The sequence below is a fragment of the Rhodococcus antarcticus genome (assembly GCF_026153295.1).
Lineage (GTDB): Bacteria > Actinomycetota > Actinomycetes > Mycobacteriales > Mycobacteriaceae > Rhodococcus_D > Rhodococcus_D antarcticus.
This window is the reverse complement of the sequence record NZ_CP110615.1, coordinates 142254-159999: the sequence shown is the minus strand read 5'-3', so window position 1 is coordinate 159999 and position 17746 is coordinate 142254. Positions and strand designations below refer to the sequence as shown.

The window sequence follows — 17746 nt, the reverse complement described above, 5'->3', positions numbered from 1 at the left end:
GGGTCAACACCGCACGGGCGGAGGCCCTTCCCCGGGGTGACCGGTTGCTCAGAAGCGGGGGTGCTCACCCACCACGCGGACCCGCTCGGCGGCGGACTGCTCCACCCCGTCGGCCTTCTCGACGGTGCCCAGCACCCAGGAGCGGACGTGCCGGGCGGTGAGCACGGCCAGTGCCCGGTCGACGTCCTCGGGCCCGACCACGGCGACCATGCCGACACCCATGTTGAACGTCTGCTCCATCTCGGCCCGGTCGACGCGACCACGCTGGGCGATCAGCCCGAACACCGGCGCCGGGCTCCAGGTGCCGCGGTCCAGCCGGGCGACGACCCCGGCGGGCAGCACCCGCGCCAGGTTCGCGGCGAGGCCACCTCCGGTGACGTGGCAGAAGGTGCGCACCTCGGTCTCGGCGACCAGGGCCAGGCAGTCCTTGGCGTAGATGCGGGTGGGCTCCAGGAGCTCCTCTCCCAGCGTGCGGCCGAACTCCTCGACCTGGCCCCCCAGCGACATGCGGGCGATGTCGAGCAGCACGCGGCGGGCGAGGGAGTACCCGTTGGAGTGCAGCCCGGAGGCCTCCATGGCGAGCACCACGTCGCCCGGGCGCACCCGCTCGGGTCCGAGCACGTCGTCCGCCTCCACCACGCCGACACCGGTGGCCGAGAGGTCGTAGGCACCATCGGCCATCAGCCCCGGGTGCTCCGCGGTCTCGCCACCGAGCAGGGCGCAGCCGGCCAGCACGCAACCCTGCGCGATGCCCCCGACGATCTCGGCCACCCGCTCGGGGACCACCCGGCCCACTGCGATGTAGTCCTGCAGGAACAGCGGCTCGGCCCCGCACACCACGAGGTCGTCGACGACCATGGCGACGAGGTCCAGGCCGACGGTGTCGTGCTTGTCCATGGCCTGCGCGACGGCGATCTTGGTGCCCACGCCGTCCGTGGACGCGGCCAGGACGGGCTCGCGCCAGCGGTCGGTCTTCAGCTTGAACAGTCCGGCGAACCCCCCGAGACCGCCCATCACCTCGGGCCGGCTGGCCTTGCGCGCCCACGGCGCGAACAGCTCCACCGCGCGCTCTCCGGCGGCGATGTCCACCCCGGCGTCCGCGTAGGAGGTGCCGGGGAGGCGCTGGTCGTCGGTCATCGCAGGAAGGCTCCGGGGTCGGCGTCACCAGCGACGAGGGCCGCGGCGGAGTGCGTGCTGAGGGTACCGGAGCAGCGCGCCCACCCCCGCGCCGTCACCGACGGCTCGGGGACCACGGGCACCGCACCCCCCGGCCCCGCGTCACGCACCCCGCCCTGCCGGGGCTCAGACGAAGGCCGACACCCCGGTCAGCGCCCGGCCGAGCAGCAGGGTCTGCACCTGGGTGGTGCCCTCGTACAGGGTTAGCACGCGGGCGTCGCGCAGGTACTTGGCCAGCGGGTACTCCTCGGTGAAGCCGTAGCCGCCGTAGACCTGGACGCAGCGGTTGGCCGCACGGACCGCCATCTCCGCCGCGTAGTACTTGGCGGCGGACGCCTCGTTGCGGAAGGGCTGGTCGTGGTCGGCCAGGTCGCAGGCCTTCCACACCAGCAGCCGGGCGGCGTCGCGCTCGACCTGGGTCTCGACCAGCAGCTGCTGCACGAGCTGGAAGCCGGCGACCTTCTTGCCGAACTGGGTGCGCTCCTGGGCGTAGGACAGCGCAGCGTCCAGGCACGCGGTGGCCAGGCCGACGGCGGAGGCCGCGATGGAGGTGCGGCCGCGGTCGAGCGCGGTCATGGCCACGGTGAACCCGCGGCCCTCCTCGCCCAGCATCGCGCTGGCGGGCACGACCACGTCGTCAAGGTGCAGGGCGGCGGTGTCCTGGCCGCGCAGGCCGAGCTTGTCGTGGATCTTGGTGGCGGAGAACCCCTCGGAGTCCGTCGGCACGAGGAACGCGCTGACGCCACGGGCGCCCTCACCGCCGGTGCGCGCCATGACCAGCGCCACGTCGGCCCAGTTGCCGTTGGTGATGAACTGCTTCGAGCCGGTGATGCGGTAGCTGTCGCCGTCCTTGACCGCCTTGGTGGTCAGGGCGCCCGCGTCGGACCCGGTGCCGGGCTCGGTGAGACCGAAGCAGGCCAGCTGCTCGCCGGAGCACAGTCCGGGCAGCCAGCGCTCCTGCTGCTCGGGCGTGCCGTACTTCACGATGGACTTGGCCACCAGGCCGAGCGAGACGCTGACGATGCCGCGGATGGCCTGGTCACCCCGGCCCAGCTCCTCGATGGCCAGGGCGTAGGCGAACATGTCCCCGCCCGAGCCACCCATCTCCTCGGGCACGCCCAGGCCGAGCAGGCCGGCGGCACCGAGCTTGGCGACGATGCCGCGGTCCACCTCCTGCGCGCGGTCCCACGCGGGGGCGTGCGGCACGACCTCCTTGTCGACGAACGCGGCCGCCGACTCCTTCAGGGCCTGGTGCTCCTGCGACAGCGTGAGGTCCACGCCGCACCTCCTCGTGCTCGGTCGGTTGCTGCTCGTGGCTCGGGGGTGAGCCTAACGCCGTTAGGCTACGCTCACAAGCATGGCAGACGTCAACCCCGGGCGCATCGCGGAGGCCGCGCTGGCCCTCGTCGACGCCGAGGGGATGGACGCGCTGTCCATGCGTCGCCTGGCCACCGAGCTGGGTGTGCAGGCCCCGTCGCTGTACCACCACGTGGCCAGCAAGGACGAGCTGCTCGACGCCCTGGTGGAGCGGGTGGGGGCCGGGGCCGACGCCTCGTGGTTCGGGGTCCGCACCTGGGACGAGGCGCTGCTCCGCTGGGGGCGGACCTACCACGGGGCCCTGGCCGAGCACCCGGCGCTGGCCCCGCTGTTCGTCCGCTCGCCCGGCCGGTCCGCCGCCGCGCTGCAGCGGGTAGACGCCGTGCACGGCGGGCTCGTCGCGGCCGGGTGGAGCCACCGGGAGGCCACCGAGATCGCGGCGGCGGTGAAGTTCCTGGTCATGGGGGCAGCGTCGGGCTCGGTGACCGCGGGGTTCAGCGCGGACCCGGCCGTGTACGCGGGGCGCTACCCGAACCTCGCCTCGGCGCACCGGCTGCCGGGCCGGCGGGACTCCGTGGACGCCGACACCGTGGAGCTGGCCCTCAGCGCGCTGGTCGACGGTCTGCGGCTGCGGCTCTCCCGGCGCTGAGCCCGGCCACGACCACGTCCGCGACCACGTCCGCGACCACGTCCGCGACCAGGAGGTTCCACGTGGCCCGGGTGCGGCCTCAGGAGCGACCACGAGGTTCCACGTGGCCCGGGTTCGAGCTCAGGAGCGACCACGAGGTTCCACGTGGCCCGGGTTCGAGCTCAGGAGCGACCACGAGGTTCCACGTGGCCCGGCTGCGGCCAGCGGGAGCGAGCTAGGGCCGGCCCAGCGCCGCGACGTTGTCGTTCGCGTCGATCTCGCGGGCCACCGCGTCGGCCGCACTCTCCAACATCCCCTCCAGCACGTTCTTGCCGAACGCGGCCTCGGTGGGCAGCGAGATGGGGTACTCACCGGTGAAGCAGGCGGTGCACAGCCGGTTGCGGGGCTGCTCGGTGGCCGCGATCATGCCGTCCACCGAGATGTAGCCCAGCGAGTCCGCGCCGATCGCCCGGCGCACGCTCTCCACCAGGCCGGCCTCGGAGTCCGCCCCGTTCGCGATGAGCTCGGCCGGGCTCCCGAAGTCCAGGCCGTAGAAGCACGGCCAGCGCACCGGCGGCGAGGCGATCCGCACGTGCACCTCCACCGCGCCCGCCTCGCGGAGCATCCGCACCAGCGCCCGCTGGGTGTTGCCGCGGACGATGGAGTCGTCCACCACGACCAGGCGCTTGCCGCGGATGACGTCCTTGAGCGGGTTGAGCTTGAGCCGGATCCCGAGCTGGCGGATCGTCTGGCTGGGCTGGATGAAGGTGCGCCCCACGTAGGCGTTCTTGACCAGGCCCTGTCCGTAGGGGATGCCCGAGGCCCGGGCGAAGCCGATGGCCGCGGGGGTGCCCGACTCCGGGACGGGGATGACGAGGTCCCCCTCGGCGGGGGACTCGGTCGCCAGCTTCGCCCCGATCTCCACCCGGGTGGAGTGCACGGAGCGGCCGCCGATCGCGGTGTCCGGCCGGGCCAGGTAGACGAACTCGAAGACGCAGCCCTTGGGCTCGGGGTTGGCGAACCGGCTCGAGCGCACCCCGTCGGCGTCGATCGCCAGCAGCTCGCCCGGCTCGATCTCCCGGACGAAGGACGCGCCCACGATGTCCAGCGCGGCGGTCTCGCTGGCCACCACCCAGCCGCGCTCCAGGCGGCCCAGCACCAGCGGGTGCACCCCGTGCGGGTCGCGGGCCGCGTAGAGGGTGTGCTCGTCCATGAACGTCAGGCAGAAGGCCCCCCGCAGGGTCGGCAGCAGCGCCATGGCGGCCTGCTCGATGGACGTGTCCCCCGCGGCGTGCGCGAGCAGCGCGGCGATCAGGTCCGAATCCGTGGTGGCGGCCATCCGGTCGCTGCGCGTGTCGAGCAGCCCGGCCTCCCGCACGCGGTGGGCCAGGTCGGCGGTGTTCACCAGGTTGCCGTTGTGTCCCAGGGCGACGGAGGTGCCCGCGGAGGTGGTCCGGAACGTCGGCTGGGCGTTCTCCCACGTGGTGGACCCGGTGGTGGAGTAGCGCGTGTGGCCGATGGCGACGTGGCCCTTCATGGCCGTCAGCGTCTGCTCGTCGAACACCTGGCTGACCAGGCCGAGGTCCTTGAACACCAGCACCTGCGCGCCGTCGCCGACCGCGATGCCCGCCGCCTCCTGGCCCCGGTGCTGCAGCGCGTAGAGCCCGTAGTAGCTGAGCTTGGCCACCTGCTCGCCCGGCGCCCACACCCCGAAGACGCCGCACTCCTCGCGCGGGGACTCCTCCGGGACGTCGGGGGTGCGGAGCTCGGGGGAACGGTCACGAGCGGACACGTCGGACACCGGGTGGGGCTCCCTCGCGGGCGGGGGTGGGACGACCCCAACTGTACGGCCTCGCCGCGGTCGGCAGCGGCCGGGAACCGGTCCCGGGTGCGGCACGTCTCACCCCCGTGGACGGCTTCGAGGTGGAGGTGGGCGGGCTGCACCGGGCCGCCGGGCAGGTCGCCGAGTCGGCCCGCGCGCTGGAGGTCGCGGCCGCGGCCGTGCGGGGGCTCGCACTGGGCCCCGCCGAGGTCGGACCCCGGGGCGCCGCCCTCGCCGACGCCGTGGCCCGCTTCGCCGGGCGGGCCGGCGACCGGCTCGTCGCCACCGGGGACGGGCTGGGCGGCGACGCGCGAGCCGTCCGGACGGCGGCCCGGGGCTACGTCGCCGTGGACCGCGCCTTCGCCCGGGAGCTGGAGGTGCTGGCGTGAGCGGGCCCGATCCCCAGCAGCTGCACCGGGAGGTCACCACGGGTCGGCTGGGCCGCGCGGGCTCGAGCCGCCTGGCCGCGGCCCGCGTCGCCGTCGACCGCACCGGCCAGCACCTCGACACCGCCCGAACCGTGCTCGGGGCGGCCTGGACGGGTTCGACCGCGAGCGCCGCCGCACGCACGCTCGACGGCCGCTCCGCCACCCTGCTCGCCGCCGACGCCGAGCTCGGTGTGGCGCAGGAGCTCCTGGCGGGCGTCGCCCGCACCCAGCACGACGTGGTGCGGGCCGCCGACGGCCTGCTGCTCGGCTGGCTGGCCACCGTCGCCGCGCGCGCCCTCACCGACCCGGTCACCACCGCGGGGGTCACGGTCGCGGTGGCCAGGGAGCTGCTCGCGCTGCGCGACCACCTCGATGGCGAGCTGGCCCGCACGGCCACCGCCTTCGACGCGCTGGCCGGAGGAGCCGCGGTGGCCGCGCCGGTCTCCCCTGCGCCCTCCCCCGCGGTCCCGGACCCGCCACCGGAGGGCACCGACCCGATCGAGGTGGCCCGGTGGTGGGGGGCTCTGTCCCACCAGCAGCAGAAGGATCTGCAGCGCTCCGGGCCCGAGGAGCTCGCGGCGCTCACGGGGCTCCCGCCGGTGGTGCTCGACCGGGTCAACCGGACCCGGTTGTCCCGGGACCTCTGGCGGCTGGCCCACCCCGCCGGGGCGACGACCACCGGGGACGAGTTCACCGGGGGCGACCTCGCCGAGATGGTGGTCCGGCGCGGCGCGGTGACCGTGCGTGGGCACGCGGCCCAGGTCGCCTCGGCCGCCCTCGAGACGGCGCGGTCGGTGGCCGCCGGGGCCGGACCCGTGCTGCTGCTGAGGTACTCCACGCAGGACGGCCGCGGGGTGGTGGTGGCCGTGGGCGACCCCTCCACCGCGACCGACGTCGCCGTGACCGTGCCGGGGACGAGCTCGAGCGTGGCCCAGACCCGGATCGAGCAGGCCGTGGCCCTGCGGGCGCAGATGGACGCCGCCGACCCGTCCGGCACCCACGCGGCCGTGCAGTGGGTGGACTACGAGGCCCCGACGAGCCTGCTGGACCCGGAGGTCGCCCGGCTGGGACTGGCCACCCAGGCCGCGGACCACCTCGTCGGCGAGGTCGCGGGGTGGCGGGCCGCGGCCCAGCAGGCCGGTACCGCGCCACCGCACGTGACCGCCGTCGGGCACTCCTACGGCAGCACGGTGGTCGGGCTGGCCGGCTCCCGCGGGCTCGCGGCCGACGACATCGTCCTGCTCGGCTCCCCGGGCGTCGCGGTGGACCGCGCCTCCCAGCTCACCCCGGGGGTGGGCCACGTCTGGGCGGCCAGGGCCGAGCACGATCCCGTCGTGCAGGCCACGGCCGGGTCGTGGTTCTCCCCCGGTGCCACCGACGGCCCCTACGACCGTTCCTTCGGCGCCCGGCTGTTCGCCGCCGACGACCCGGCGTCGCTGCTGGGCGCGCACTCGACCTACTACGAGCCGGGTTCGGAGAGCCTGCGCAACCTCGGGGCGATCGCCACCGGCGACCTCGGGGAGGTGACGTCCGCTCGGCCGGACGGGCTCGGTGAGGCCGCCGGGGACGTGCTCCGCCACACCGCCGAGATGGGACGGGCACTCGGGGCGGGCGACCGGGACGCCGCGGCGGAGGCCGTCCTGGCCGGGCTGGGCGACCTCGCCGGGGACGCCGGGGACGCGGTGCTCGGCGGGCTCGGGTGGGCGACGTCGGAGCTGCGGGGCCTGGACCGACGGTGGCCGACGGGGTGGGACCCCTCGTCCTGGTGAGCCACCCCCGAGCCCTCGGGACGGACGCGCTCAGCCGGGCAGGATCGGCAACCAGTGCTCGATGTCGCCGGCCCTGGTGCCGGACGCGGTGAGCCGGCCGGCCGCCTCGGCCGCGAGGAACCCGGTCCGCCCGGTGACCAGCTCGAGCCATGTCCTCGGGTCGGTCTCCACCACGTTCGGCGGGGTCCCGCGGGTGTGCCGGGGACCCACGACGCACTGCACGGCCACGTACGGGGGGACCCGCACCTCGACGCTGTTGCCCGGGGCGGACTGCGCCAGCGAGCGAGCGCTCAGCCGCACCGCGGCCGCCACGACCGGGCGGTCCGGGGCGTCTCCCCCGTCGAGCCAGTCGAGCACCGCCAGCACCGCCGACCGCAGCTCGGCGGGGTCGACGTCGCGGTGGGCGGGCACGCGCACAGCCTAGGTCGGCGACGTCCTAGGGTTCCGTTGGTGACCGTCCTCCGGCCTGCGCTGGTCCTGCTCGTGGCGCTGCTCGGACTGGCGCTGCGCACCCGCGCCTCGGTACCACCGAGGCGACGCCACTGGTCCGGCCGGGCCCGCTCCGGGGACCTGCTCTGGGTGGCGCTGGGCGACTCGCTGACCCAGGGCACCGGATCGACCCGACCGGGCACGTCGTGGCTCGGACGCTGCGTGGACGCCGCCCAGGTGCGGACCGGGCGCACCGTCCGGGTGGTGAACCTGGCCGTCTACGGCGCCCGGGTGGACGACGTCCTCGCGCTCCAGCTGCCCGCCGCGCAGCAGCTGGCCGTCCCGCTGGCGCAGGCGCACGTCGTGACGCTGTGCGTCGGGTCGAACGACGCCGGCCGGCTGACCCCGGCGGAGTTCCGCACCCGCCTCGAGCAGCTCTGCGACGCGCTGCCCGCCGGGGCCGTGGTGGGCGACGTCCCGGAGTTCCAGTGGGGTCCGCGGGTGGCCGCTGCCGCGGAGCTCTCGGCCGTGGTCCGGGACGTGGTGGTCGCCCGGCCGCACCTGGTGCTCGCCCCGGTGGAGCACGCGACGGCCGGCACCCGGATCCTGACCGAGCTGGCCGGCGACTTCTTCCACCCCAACGACGCCGGCCACGCACGCATCGCCCGCGCGTTCGCCCCGGCCGCGCTCCGGCGGATGGACCAGATCAGCTGATCCCGACGAGGTCGACGACGAAGACCAGCGTCGACCCGCCGGGGATCGGTCCGCTGGTCCGCGCGCCGTAGCCCAGGGCCGGCGGGATGACGATGACCCGGCGGTCACCGAGGTGCATGCCCACGATGCCCTGCGCGAAGCCCGGGACGACCTTGCTCAGCGGGAACGAGACCGGCGCGTTCCCGGACTTCCAGGACGCGTCGAACACGGTGCCGTCGGTGTAGAGCGCCCCGGTGTAGCGGACGGCGACGGTGGCAGCGGCCGTGGCGGCCGTGCCCGTGCAGGTGACGACGTCCTGGGTCACCAGCGCGGCCGGCGCGGTCCCGGTGCCCGCAGAGATCACGGCTTGCGTCGTCGTGTCGGTGGGGTTCCCCGTCAGCGCCGGGACGCCGGCGGGGGCCGCGGCGGTCGCCGGTGCGCACCCGGTCGGCTCCGCAGCCGCGGCGGTCGTGGCCGCGGCGCGGGAGGTCGCGCTGCCCGCTCCGGCGGACGACGCGGGGGTGTCGGAGCTGCCGCAGGCGGTGAGCAGCAGCAGCGAGGCGGCGGTGAGGGCGACGGCGGACGAGCGCAGCACGGTGCTCCAGGGGTTGGCGGGATCGAGCGGGGTCGAGCGGGGTCGAGCGGGACCTAGCCGAACAGGGCGGGCAGGGTGGCCTCGAAGGTGTCGCGCAGCTCGGCCAGCGGCACCGTGAAGTGGCCCTGCACGTCCAGGACGTCGGATCCGTCGTCGACCACGCCGATCCGGGTCCAGGGCATCCCCCGCATGGTGCACATGCTGGTGAAGCGCGGCTCCTCGCTGCGGGGCACGGCGACCAGGATGCGGCCGCTTGACTCGCTGAACAGGGCGACGAACGGGTCCGTGCCCTCGGGCAGCAGCACCCGGCACGCCGTCTCACCGGCCAGCGCCATCTCGACCACGGCCTGGGCGAGCCCGCCCTCGGAGAGGTCGTGCGCGGCCGAGATCATCCCGTCGCGCGAGCCGGCCAGCAGGACCGCCGCGAGCTCCTGCTCGCGGACGAGGTCCACCCGGGGCGGGACCCCCCCGAGGTGGTCGTGCACCACCTGGGCCCAGATCGAGCCGTCGAGCTCGTCGTGGGTGTCGCCGAGCAGGATCAGGGTCTCCCCCGCGGTGTGACCGATGCCGGTAGGGATGCGCCGCGCCACGTCGTCGATGAGGCCCAGCACGCCCACGACCGGGGTGGGCAGGATCGCCGTCGTCCCGGTCTGGTTGTAGAAGCTGACGTTGCCGCCGGTGACGGGGATGCCCAGGGCCACGCAGCCGTCAGCGATGCCGTGCACGGCCTCGCGGAACTGCCACATGACGCCCGGGTCCTCCGGCGAGCCGAAGTTCAGGCAGTCGGTGACGGCCACGGGCGTCGCGCCGGTGGTGGCGACGTTGCGGTAGGCCTCGGCCAGGGCCAGCTGCGCACCGACGTAGGGGTCGAGCACGGTGTAGCGACCCGAGGCGTCCGTGGCCAGGGCGATTCCGCGACCGGTGCTCTCGTCGATGCGGACCATCCCGGCGTCCGCGTGCTCGGCGAGCACGGTGCCACCGCGGACGTAGCGGTCGTACTGCTGGACGACGAAGCGGCGGCTGCACAGCTGGGGCGAGCCGACCATCTGCAGCAGCGTGGCGCGCAGCTCGTCGCCGGTGGTGGGCCGGGCCAGGCGGGCCGAGGTGTCGGCGACCAGCGCGTCCTGGGTGTCGGGGCGCTGGACGGGCCGGTGGTAGACGGGACCCTCGTGGGCCACGGTGCGCGGCGGCACGTCCACCACGGTCTGCCCGTGCCAGGTGATCTGCAGGTTCTCCCCGTCGGTGACCGCACCGATGTCGGTGGCCAGCACGTCCCACTTCGCGCAGATGGCCATGAAGGCGTCCACGTCGGCGGGCGCGACCACGGCACACATCCGCTCCTGGGACTCGCTGGAGAGGACCTCGGCCGGCGTCATGCCGGCGGCGCGCAGCGGCACCTTGTCCAGCTCGATGCGCATGCCGCCGTCCCCGGCCGAGGCCAGCTCGGAGGTGGCACAGCTCAGGCCGGCCCCACCCAGGTCCTGGATGCCGACGACGACGTGCGCGGCGTACAGCTCGAGGCAGCACTCGATGAGCACCTTCTCGGTGAACGGGTCGCCCACCTGCACCGCGGGCAGCTTGCGGCGGCCGCTGTCGGTGTCGGAGTCGGCGAAGGTGGCGCTCGCCAGCACGCTGACCCCGCCGATGCCGTCCAGACCCGTGCGGGCTCCGAACAGGATGATGCGGTTGCCGACGCCCGAGGCGAAGGCCAGGTGCAGGTCCTCGGTGCGCATGACCCCGGCGCACAGCGCGTTGAGCAGCGGGTTGCCGGCGTAGGAGGGGTCGAAGACGAGCTCGCCGCCCACGTTGGGCAGGCCCAGGCTGTTCCCGTAGCCGCCCACCCCCGCGACGATGCCGCTGAGCACGCGGCGGGTGTCCGGGGCGTCGGCCGGGCCGAAGCGCAGCTGGTCCATCACGGCGATCGGGCGCGCGCCCATGGCCATGATGTCGCGGACGATGCCGCCGACCCCGGTGGCCGCCCCCTGGTAGGGCTCCACGTAGGACGGGTGGTTGTGGCTCTCCACCTTGAAGGTGACCGCCCAGCCGTCGCCGGCGTCGACCACGCCCGCGTTCTCGCCGATGCCCGCCAGCATCGTGGAGCGCATGGCCTCGGTGGTGGTCTCCCCGAAGTAGGCCAGGTGCACCTTGGAGGACTTGTAGGAGCAGTGCTCGCTCCACATCACCGAGTACATGGCGAGCTCGGCGTCGGTGGGGCGGCGGCCGAGGATCTCGCGGATGCGCGCGTACTCGTCGGCCTTGAGCCCGAGCGCGGCCCAGGGCTGCTCGGTGTCCGGGCTGGCGGCGGCGACGGCGGTGGTGTCCACGGGGAGGGCGGAGTCCAACGGGACGGCAGGGGTCACGGGTGCACAGCCTATCGGCGGCCCTGACGGCCTCGAACCTGTCGGGCCCTCGTGCCACGGTGGTGGCCCGAGGGGGACGAGGGGAGCAGGAGATGGACGAGCGGGAGCTGTTCGTGCTGGCCAACCGGACGCTGGTGGGCGTGGTGGGCCGGGCGCGGCCGGAGCAGTGGGAGCAGGTGCTGCCCCCGGAGGTGACCGGCCGGGACGTGCCGTTCACCCTGGCGCAGGTCGTGGCCACCCACGCCCACGACGACGCGTGGGTGCCGGACATGGTGGCCGGGCGGACCATGGACGAGGTGGGGGCCACCGCCTTCGACGGGGACCTGCTGGGCACCGAGGACCCGGCGGCGGCCTTCGCGTCCATCGGCGAGCGGGCCGAGGCCGCGGTCGCCGGGGCGGACCTCGACGGGGTGGCGCACTGCAGCTTCGGGGACTTCCCGGTGCGCGAGTACCTGTGGCAGGTGATCTTCTTCCGCGGCATCCGCGCGCGGGACCTCGCCCGGGCCACCGGCCAGGACGACACCCTGCCGCCGGCGCTGGTGGAGGGGATGTGGGAAGGCCTCGGCCCGCGCGCCGAGCAGTGGCGCGGCTACGGGGTGTTCCCGCCGCCGGTCCCGGTGCCCGCGGACGCCCCGCTGCAGGACCGGCTGCTCGGCCTGGTGGGCCGCGACCCGGGCGCCTGACCGTGGCTCCGGCCCGGGCGGGGGCACGGTGGCGAGCCTGGTCCGGGTCGAGCCACCACCTCGGACCGACTGGTTCCGCACGTGGCGCACGACTCCTGAACGACGGCGGGGCGACGACGACGACGACTACGGCGACGACTCGAGCACTGTGCGCCGGTTGGGTCCGAACGGGCTACGGTCCCCACGGCCGGTCGCGTGACCGGCGTCACCGACGCTCACTGGAGAGCCCGTGCTGCTGCGCCGCGCAGTCCCTGCCCTGCTCGTCTCCGCCCTCGGAGCGACGGGGGTGCTGCTCGCACCTGCCGCCTCGGCCGCCACCGCCGCCACCCCGCCGACCTACGTCGCCCTGGGTGACTCCTACGCGGCGGGCTTCGGGCTCCCGCTGCCGGCCACCCTGACCGGGCAGCCCGTGGCGGGGTGCGAGCAGACGACCCTGGACTACCCCCACCGCCTCGCCACCTCGCTGGGCCTCGCGCTGACCGACGTCACGTGCAGCGGCGCGGTCACCGGCGACTTCTCCGCCCCGCAGGCCGTGACCCCAATGCCGGACCCACCGGCCCAGCTCGACGTGTTCAAGACGATCCAGCCAGACCTGGTGTCGATCACCATCGGAGGCAACGACCTCGGCTTCAGTGCCATCGCGCAGGCCTGCATCGCGCTCACCAAGAACGGCCCGACCTTGGCGACGGCGGCCACGAAGACCCCATCCCTCTCGTGCAAGGACTACTTCGCCAACGCCGGCAAGGCCGACGACCCGTACGCCCGCATCCCGGAGGTCACGGCGAAGGTGCGGGCCGCCATCGCCGCGGTGCAGGCGGCGGCGCCGAACGCGAAGGTCGTCGTCATCGGCTACCCGGCGATCGCCCCGGACGCAGCGAACACCCCGGAGGGGGGCTGCTTCACGGCCAACGCGCTGCCGACCCCCGTGCCGGTCCCGGGCCTCCCGGTGCCGCTGGTCACGGCGCTGCCGTTCACCGACATCGACATCCCGTACCTGCAGGTGCTCCAGCAGCAGCTGAACACCGCGATCGGGCAGCAGGCCACCGAGCGCGGGGCCTCGTACGCCGACGTCTACCCCACCTCGCTCGCGCACTCCGCCTGCTCGCCGGAGGCCACCCGCTGGGTCGAGCCGGTGATTCCCGGAGGGGGCGGCACCAACGTGCTGCACCCGTCGCTGGCCGGCACCCAGGCCATGGCCAACGCGCTCTCCCCCGTCGTCGAGGCCCTGCTCGCCCCCGCAGCGCCGACCACCACAACCGCACCGCCGACCACCACGGCCGCTCCCGTCACGACCGCTGCTCCGACGACAACGACAACGACGGCCGTCGTCGCCGTCACCACCCCCGTGCGCCCGCAGGCCTCCCGGGTGCTCGCCAACACCGGTCCCGCCCCGATCGGTCCGCTGCTCGCGGTGGCCGGAGCGTTCCTCACCGCCGGCGCGGTCATGGTGGCCGGTCCGGGACGCCGACGCCGCTGACGGGGTCCGTCCGGGGGAGGTGCCGTGACCTCCCCCGGACGCTCCGGAGCGCACGGCGGGAACGACCGCGGGCCGTCAGCCGTCGGCGGGAGCCCTCTCGCCGTCGGTATCAGGGCGGTCGGTGTCTCGGCTCGGCTGCACCCGCTTGGGCTCGCCCGGCATCTTCGGGTAGTTCGGCGGGTACGGCAGGTCGCCCAGCCCGCCGCCCTCGTCGCGCTCGGCCAGGTCCAGCAGCGAGTCCAGGGTGAACGCGCGGGCGTCGATGCCGGCCATCGGGTCGCCGCGCTCGGCGAGCAGGCCGGCCACCGTCGCGATGGTGCAGTCGTCGGGGTTCACGTCGACCAGCTCGTCCCAGGTCACCGGCGTGCTCACCGTGGCCCGCGGGGTCTTGCGCACGGAGTACGCGCTCGCGATGGTGCGGTCGCGGGCGTTCTGGTTGTAGTCCACGAAGATCTGCTCACCACGCTGCTCCTTCCACCACGCCGTGGTCACCCGGCCGGCGGCCCCGCGCTCCACCTCGCGGGCGAAGGCGATGGCGGCCCGGCGCACCTCGGTGAACGTCCAGCGGGGCTCGATCCGCACGTAGACGTGCACCCCGCGTCCACCGGAGGTCTTGGGGAAGCCCACCAGCCCCAGCTCGTCGAGCAGCGGGCGCACCACCTGCAGCGCGATGTCGCGGGCCTCGTCGAACGCTGTGCCCGGCTGGGGGTCGAGATCGATGCGCAGCTCGTCGGGGTGGTCGACGTCCTGGGCGCGGGCGTGCCAGGGGTGGAAGGTGACGGTGCCCATCTGCGCGGCCCACAGGACGTCGGCGGCCTGCTGCGGGCACAGCGCGTCCGCCGAGCGCCCGGAGGGGAAGGTGACCCGCACGGTCCGCAGGTGCTCGGGGTGCTTGGCGGGCACCCGCTTCTGGTAGACCTCCTCGCCGGTGATCCCGTCGGGGAAGCGCTGCAGGTAGGTCGGCCGGTCGCGCAGCGCGGTGAGGATCGCACCGTCCTCAGCGACGGCTCGGTAGTGGTCGAATACGTGCCGCTTGGTGCCGCCGGCGGCCCCCAGCTCCGGGAACACGATCTTGTCGGGCGAGCTCAGCCGCACCTCGACCCCGCCGACCTCGAACGTCTCCGCCGCGCCGTGCTCGTCCTTCGCCATCACGCGCCCCCGGCGAGCACGGCGTCGAAGGAGTACCGGACGGGCACGTCGAGCTGGTCGTACGTGCAGCTCTCGGGCTCGCGGTCCGGGCGCCAGCGGACGAAGCGCGCGACGTGCCGCAGCCGGTCACCCTCCATCTGGTCGTAGGCGATCTCCACGACCCGCTCCGGGCGCAGCGGCACCCAGCCGTTGTCCTCGCGGGCGTTCCACCGGTTGGGCTCGCCGTGCAGCTTCTCCGTGCCGACCCGCAGCGGTTCGAGCTCCGCCAGGTACGCCACCCGGAGCGCGTCGGTGAACGCCGAGGCGCCACCGATCATGTGCAGCTCGCCGTCGCGGTAGAGCCCCAGCAGCATCGAGCCGATGCCGGGCTTGGAGCGGTGCGGCCGGTAGCCGAGCACCACGGCGTCGGCGGAGCGGTGGTGCTTGACCTTGAGCATGTCTCGCTTGTCCGGCAGGTAGGCACCGGACAGCCGCTTGGCGACGACGCCGTCCAGCCCCGCACCCTCGAACTCCTCGAACCAGCGGGTGGCCGTGGCCGCGTCCTGCGTGGCCGCGGTGGCGTGGATGGACGGACCGTCGCCCACCGCGGACAACAGCTCGGAGCGCCGGCGGGAGAACGGCTCTCCCGTGAGGTCGACATCGCCGACGGCGAGGGCGTCGAACAGCACGAGCTGGGCCGGGGTCTCGCGGCTGAGCAGCTGCACGCGGCTGTCGGCGGGGTGGATGCGCTGGCTGAGGGAGTCCCAGTTCAGCCGGGTGCGCCCGTCCACGACCCGGGGGACGACGACCTCGCCGTCCAGCACGCAGCGCGGCGGCAGCTCCGCCTGCACGGCCTCGACGAGCTCGGGGAAGTACCGGGTGAGCTCCTTGGTGCTGCGCGACCCGAGCACCACCTCGTCGCCGTCGCGGAAGACGAGGCAGCGGAAGCCGTCCCACTTGGGCTCGTAGCTCCACGCCGGCACACCGGCGGGCTGGTCCGGCACCGCGTCGACGGCCTTGGCCAGCATGGGCTTGATCGGTGGGCGCACCGGGAGGTCCATCGGGGGCATTCTGCCCCCGTGCGTGATTTCTGGACCCAGGGCACGAGGAATCGTTCACGGCTGACGTTCGGAGCCCAGCCCTCCCGAACACGAGGCTCGCGTGCGCGGTGCTGCGGCCCTGTCACCCGTCGGCTCCGGATGATTCGGCGTGCAGCGCGTCGCGGCTACCGCGCGGGGGTACGGACCGCGCTGGTGACCGGGGTGCGGGGATCGGGTTCGCGATCGCGATCGCGATCGCGCAACGGCTGCTGGCCGACGGGCTCCGCGTGGTGGTGCACCACCACACCGCGCACGACGCAGAGCAGCCCTGGGGCTCCGACGACCTCGTGGCCGCGCACCGCCCCGGACGGTGCGCTCGCCGGCGTCACCGCGGAGGTGCTGGACGGACACTGGGCCGTGAACACGCGCTCGGCGATCCTGCTGGTCCAGGCCCTGGCCGCCCAGCACGATGGTCGCGACGGCGCACGCCCACGTGGCCGCGCAGTTCCCCGCCGGGCGCCGGGGTCAGCCCGAGGACACGGCCCGCCTGGTGTCGTGGCTGGTCAGCGACGAGGGACGGTGGGTCGTCGGGCAGGTGCTGCACTCCGAGGGGGCTTCCGCCGGGGGTGAGCGGCGGCGCGGCCCCAGATCGACGTTGTGCGACGCGGTTCGCCGCGGAGGTCAACGCTGGGCGAGCCGGGACAGCAGCAGGGTCTCGGCCAGGCAGACGCGCTCGAACTCGGCCAGGTGCAGGCCCTCGTCGATGCCGTGCGCCCGGGTGTCCGGGTCCTCCACCCCGGTGACCAGCACCGATGCGTCCGGGAAGGCCTTGACGAACTCGGCGATGAACGGGATGGACCCGCCCATGCCCATGTCGACGGGCTCGGTGCCGTCCCAGGCGTCGCGGAAGGCCGACCGCGCGGCGTCGTAGGCCGGGCCGGTGGCGTCGATGGCGCAGGGCTGGCCCGTCTCGCCCTCGGTGATGGTGAGCTGTGCACCCCAGGGGACGTGGGACTCCAGGTGCTGCGTCAACGCCTGCAGGGCGTCGTTCGCGTCGGTGCCCGGCGGGACCCGCAGGCTGACCTTCGCCCGGGCGACCGGCACCAGCGTGTTCGAGGCGTTGGCCACGGCAGGCGCGTCGAGCCCGATGACCGCGATCGCCGGGGCGTTCCAGAGCCGGGAGACCACCGAGCCCGTGCCCAGCTGCTGCACGCCGTCCAGCATCGAGGACTCCGCGCGCACCCGGTCCTCGGGGTAGTCGAGATCGGCCGCCTCGGACCGCACGAGCCCGGCCACGGCCACCGAGCCGTCGGGGTGGTGCAGCGTGGCCAGCAGCCGGCACAGCGTGGTCAGGGCGTCGGGCGCGACCCCGCCCCACAGCCCGGAGTGGATGGCGTGGCCCAGGGTGCGGACCTCGACGACGCAGTCGGCCAGCCCGCGCAGGCTGACCGTGAGCGCCGGCACGCCGATGTCCCAGTTCGCGGAGTCGGCGATGACGATCGCGTCGGCGGCGAGGCGGTCGTGGTGGACCTCCAGCAGGCGCAGCAGGGACGGCGAGCCCGACTCCTCCTCGCCCTCCACGAACACCGTGACCCCGACCGGGGGCTGCCCGCCGTGCGCGCGGAACGCGGCCAGGTGCGCGGCGATGCCGGCCTTGTCGTCGGCCGCACCCCGGCCGTAGAGGCGCGCGCCCCGCTCGGTGGGCTCGAACGGGGCGCTCGACCACGCGTCGACGTCCCCGGTGGGCTGCACGTCGTGGTGGGCGTAGAGCAGGACGGTGGGCGCACCCTCGGGGCCGGGGTGGTGGGCGATGACGGCCGGCGCCCCACCCTCGCTGACCACGTCGACCTCGGCGAACCCGGCGTCGCGCAGCAGCTGCGCCACGGCCTCGGCGCTGCGGTGCACGTCGTCGTGGTGCTCGTGCTGCGCCCACACCGAGGGGATGCGGACGAGGTCCTCGAGGTCGCTGCGCACCCCCGGCATCACCTGCACCAGGCGGTCGCGGAGCTCGAGCTCGGACGTGGAGAGGCCAGCGGTCATGCCCCGACCCTAGGGCGGGCGGACCGACGGACCGAGGCCAGAGGGGGCGAGGGTGGGTCGGACGGGGCGAGGGTGGGCGCCCCGCGACCAAAAGGTTCCACGTGGTCGGGCTGGCCGGTGTTCCCGCGACCAGAAGGTTCCACGTGGCCGCGGGAACACGT

Annotated in this window: 15 protein-coding genes; 6 read left to right on the top strand and 9 right to left on the bottom strand. The window is 74.6% G+C overall.

The genetic code is table 11. The annotated features are described in order from the left end of the window. Positions 1-48: 48 nt before the first annotated feature. A complete protein-coding gene (purM, locus tag RHODO2019_RS00730; protein ID WP_265383177.1) occupies positions 49-1137 on the bottom strand; it encodes a phosphoribosylformylglycinamidine cyclo-ligase in 1089 nt (362 codons plus the stop codon). A 165-nt stretch (positions 1138-1302) separates the two neighbouring features. Beyond that, positions 1303-2454 carry an acyl-CoA dehydrogenase family protein gene (locus RHODO2019_RS00725; RefSeq protein WP_265383176.1) on the bottom strand — a complete coding sequence of 384 codons (1152 nt, stop codon included), beginning with the start codon at positions 2452-2454 and terminating at the stop codon, positions 1303-1305. 79 nt (positions 2455-2533) lie between these two features. Here RHODO2019_RS00725 and RHODO2019_RS00720 point away from each other — a divergent pair, with 79 nt between their 5' ends. Next, entirely contained in the window at positions 2534-3142 is a 609-nt protein-coding gene (locus tag RHODO2019_RS00720; protein WP_265383175.1) for a TetR/AcrR family transcriptional regulator, read from the top strand. A 214-nt stretch (positions 3143-3356) separates the two neighbouring features. On the opposite strand, the gene purF is transcribed toward RHODO2019_RS00720, so the two are convergent. Further along, on the bottom strand, positions 3357-4922 hold the full coding sequence (gene purF, locus RHODO2019_RS00715) for an amidophosphoribosyltransferase (protein WP_435532151.1): 1566 nt from the start codon (positions 4920-4922) through the stop codon (positions 3357-3359). Between the two features lie 26 nt (positions 4923-4948). Between purF and RHODO2019_RS00710 the strand changes: the two genes are divergently transcribed. After that, positions 4949-5332, top strand: a complete 384-nt coding sequence (locus tag RHODO2019_RS00710) for a hypothetical protein (protein WP_265383174.1) — start codon at positions 4949-4951, stop codon at positions 5330-5332. Then, positions 5329-7140 carry an alpha/beta hydrolase gene (locus RHODO2019_RS00705; RefSeq protein ID WP_265383173.1) on the top strand — a complete coding sequence of 604 codons (1812 nt, stop codon included), beginning with the start codon at positions 5329-5331 and terminating at the stop codon, positions 7138-7140. Before RHODO2019_RS00710 ends, RHODO2019_RS00705 begins: the two co-directional genes overlap by 4 nt. Positions 7141-7170: 30 nt before the next feature. Here the strand turns inward: RHODO2019_RS00705 and RHODO2019_RS00700 are convergent, their stop codons facing one another. After that, the gene (locus tag RHODO2019_RS00700) at positions 7171-7551 is read right to left on the bottom strand and encodes a sterol carrier family protein (protein WP_265383172.1); all 381 of its coding nucleotides are present in this window, start codon (positions 7549-7551) and stop codon (positions 7171-7173) included. A 39-nt stretch (positions 7552-7590) separates the two neighbouring features. Here RHODO2019_RS00700 and RHODO2019_RS00695 point away from each other — a divergent pair, with 39 nt between their 5' ends. Further along, entirely contained in the window at positions 7591-8283 is a 693-nt protein-coding gene (locus tag RHODO2019_RS00695; RefSeq protein WP_265383171.1) for an SGNH/GDSL hydrolase family protein, read from the top strand. On the opposite strand, the gene RHODO2019_RS00690 is transcribed toward RHODO2019_RS00695, so the two are convergent. Both RHODO2019_RS00690 and purL read right to left on the bottom strand, forming a co-directional pair. After that, positions 8276-8857 (bottom strand): FKBP-type peptidyl-prolyl cis-trans isomerase, encoded by a 582-nt coding sequence (locus RHODO2019_RS00690; protein ID WP_265383170.1) that lies wholly within the window; start codon positions 8855-8857, stop codon positions 8276-8278. The two genes, RHODO2019_RS00695 and RHODO2019_RS00690, sit on opposite strands and share 8 nt — an antisense overlap. Before the next feature lie 53 nt (positions 8858-8910). Further along, on the bottom strand, positions 8911-11181 hold the full coding sequence (gene purL / locus RHODO2019_RS00685) for a phosphoribosylformylglycinamidine synthase subunit PurL (protein ID WP_265384869.1): 2271 nt from the start codon (positions 11179-11181) through the stop codon (positions 8911-8913). A gap of 128 nt (positions 11182-11309) precedes the next feature. Here purL and RHODO2019_RS00680 point away from each other — a divergent pair, with 128 nt between their 5' ends. Together RHODO2019_RS00680 and RHODO2019_RS00675 are read left to right on the top strand one after the other, a co-directional pair. After that, positions 11310-11900 (top strand): DinB family protein, encoded by a 591-nt coding sequence (locus RHODO2019_RS00680; RefSeq protein ID WP_265383169.1) that lies wholly within the window; start codon positions 11310-11312, stop codon positions 11898-11900. Positions 11901-12129: 229 nt separating this feature from the next. Next, positions 12130-13377, top strand: a complete 1248-nt coding sequence (locus RHODO2019_RS00675) for an SGNH/GDSL hydrolase family protein (protein ID WP_265383168.1) — start codon at positions 12130-12132, stop codon at positions 13375-13377. A 75-nt stretch (positions 13378-13452) separates the two neighbouring features. Here RHODO2019_RS00675 and ligD read toward each other — a convergent pair whose 3' ends face one another. The 3 genes from ligD to RHODO2019_RS00660 form a co-directional block, all read right to left on the bottom strand. Next, positions 13453-14526, bottom strand: coding sequence for a non-homologous end-joining DNA ligase (gene ligD, locus RHODO2019_RS00670; RefSeq protein WP_265383167.1), 1074 nt, complete (start codon positions 14524-14526; stop codon positions 13453-13455). Further along, on the bottom strand, positions 14526-15566 hold the full coding sequence (locus tag RHODO2019_RS00665) for an ATP-dependent DNA ligase (RefSeq protein ID WP_265383166.1): 1041 nt from the start codon (positions 15564-15566) through the stop codon (positions 14526-14528). Before RHODO2019_RS00665 ends, ligD begins: the two co-directional genes overlap by 1 nt. Before the next feature lie 660 nt (positions 15567-16226). Further along, positions 16227-17585, bottom strand: a complete 1359-nt coding sequence (locus tag RHODO2019_RS00660) for a dipeptidase (RefSeq protein ID WP_265383165.1) — start codon at positions 17583-17585, stop codon at positions 16227-16229. Positions 17586-17746 lie beyond the last annotated feature (161 nt).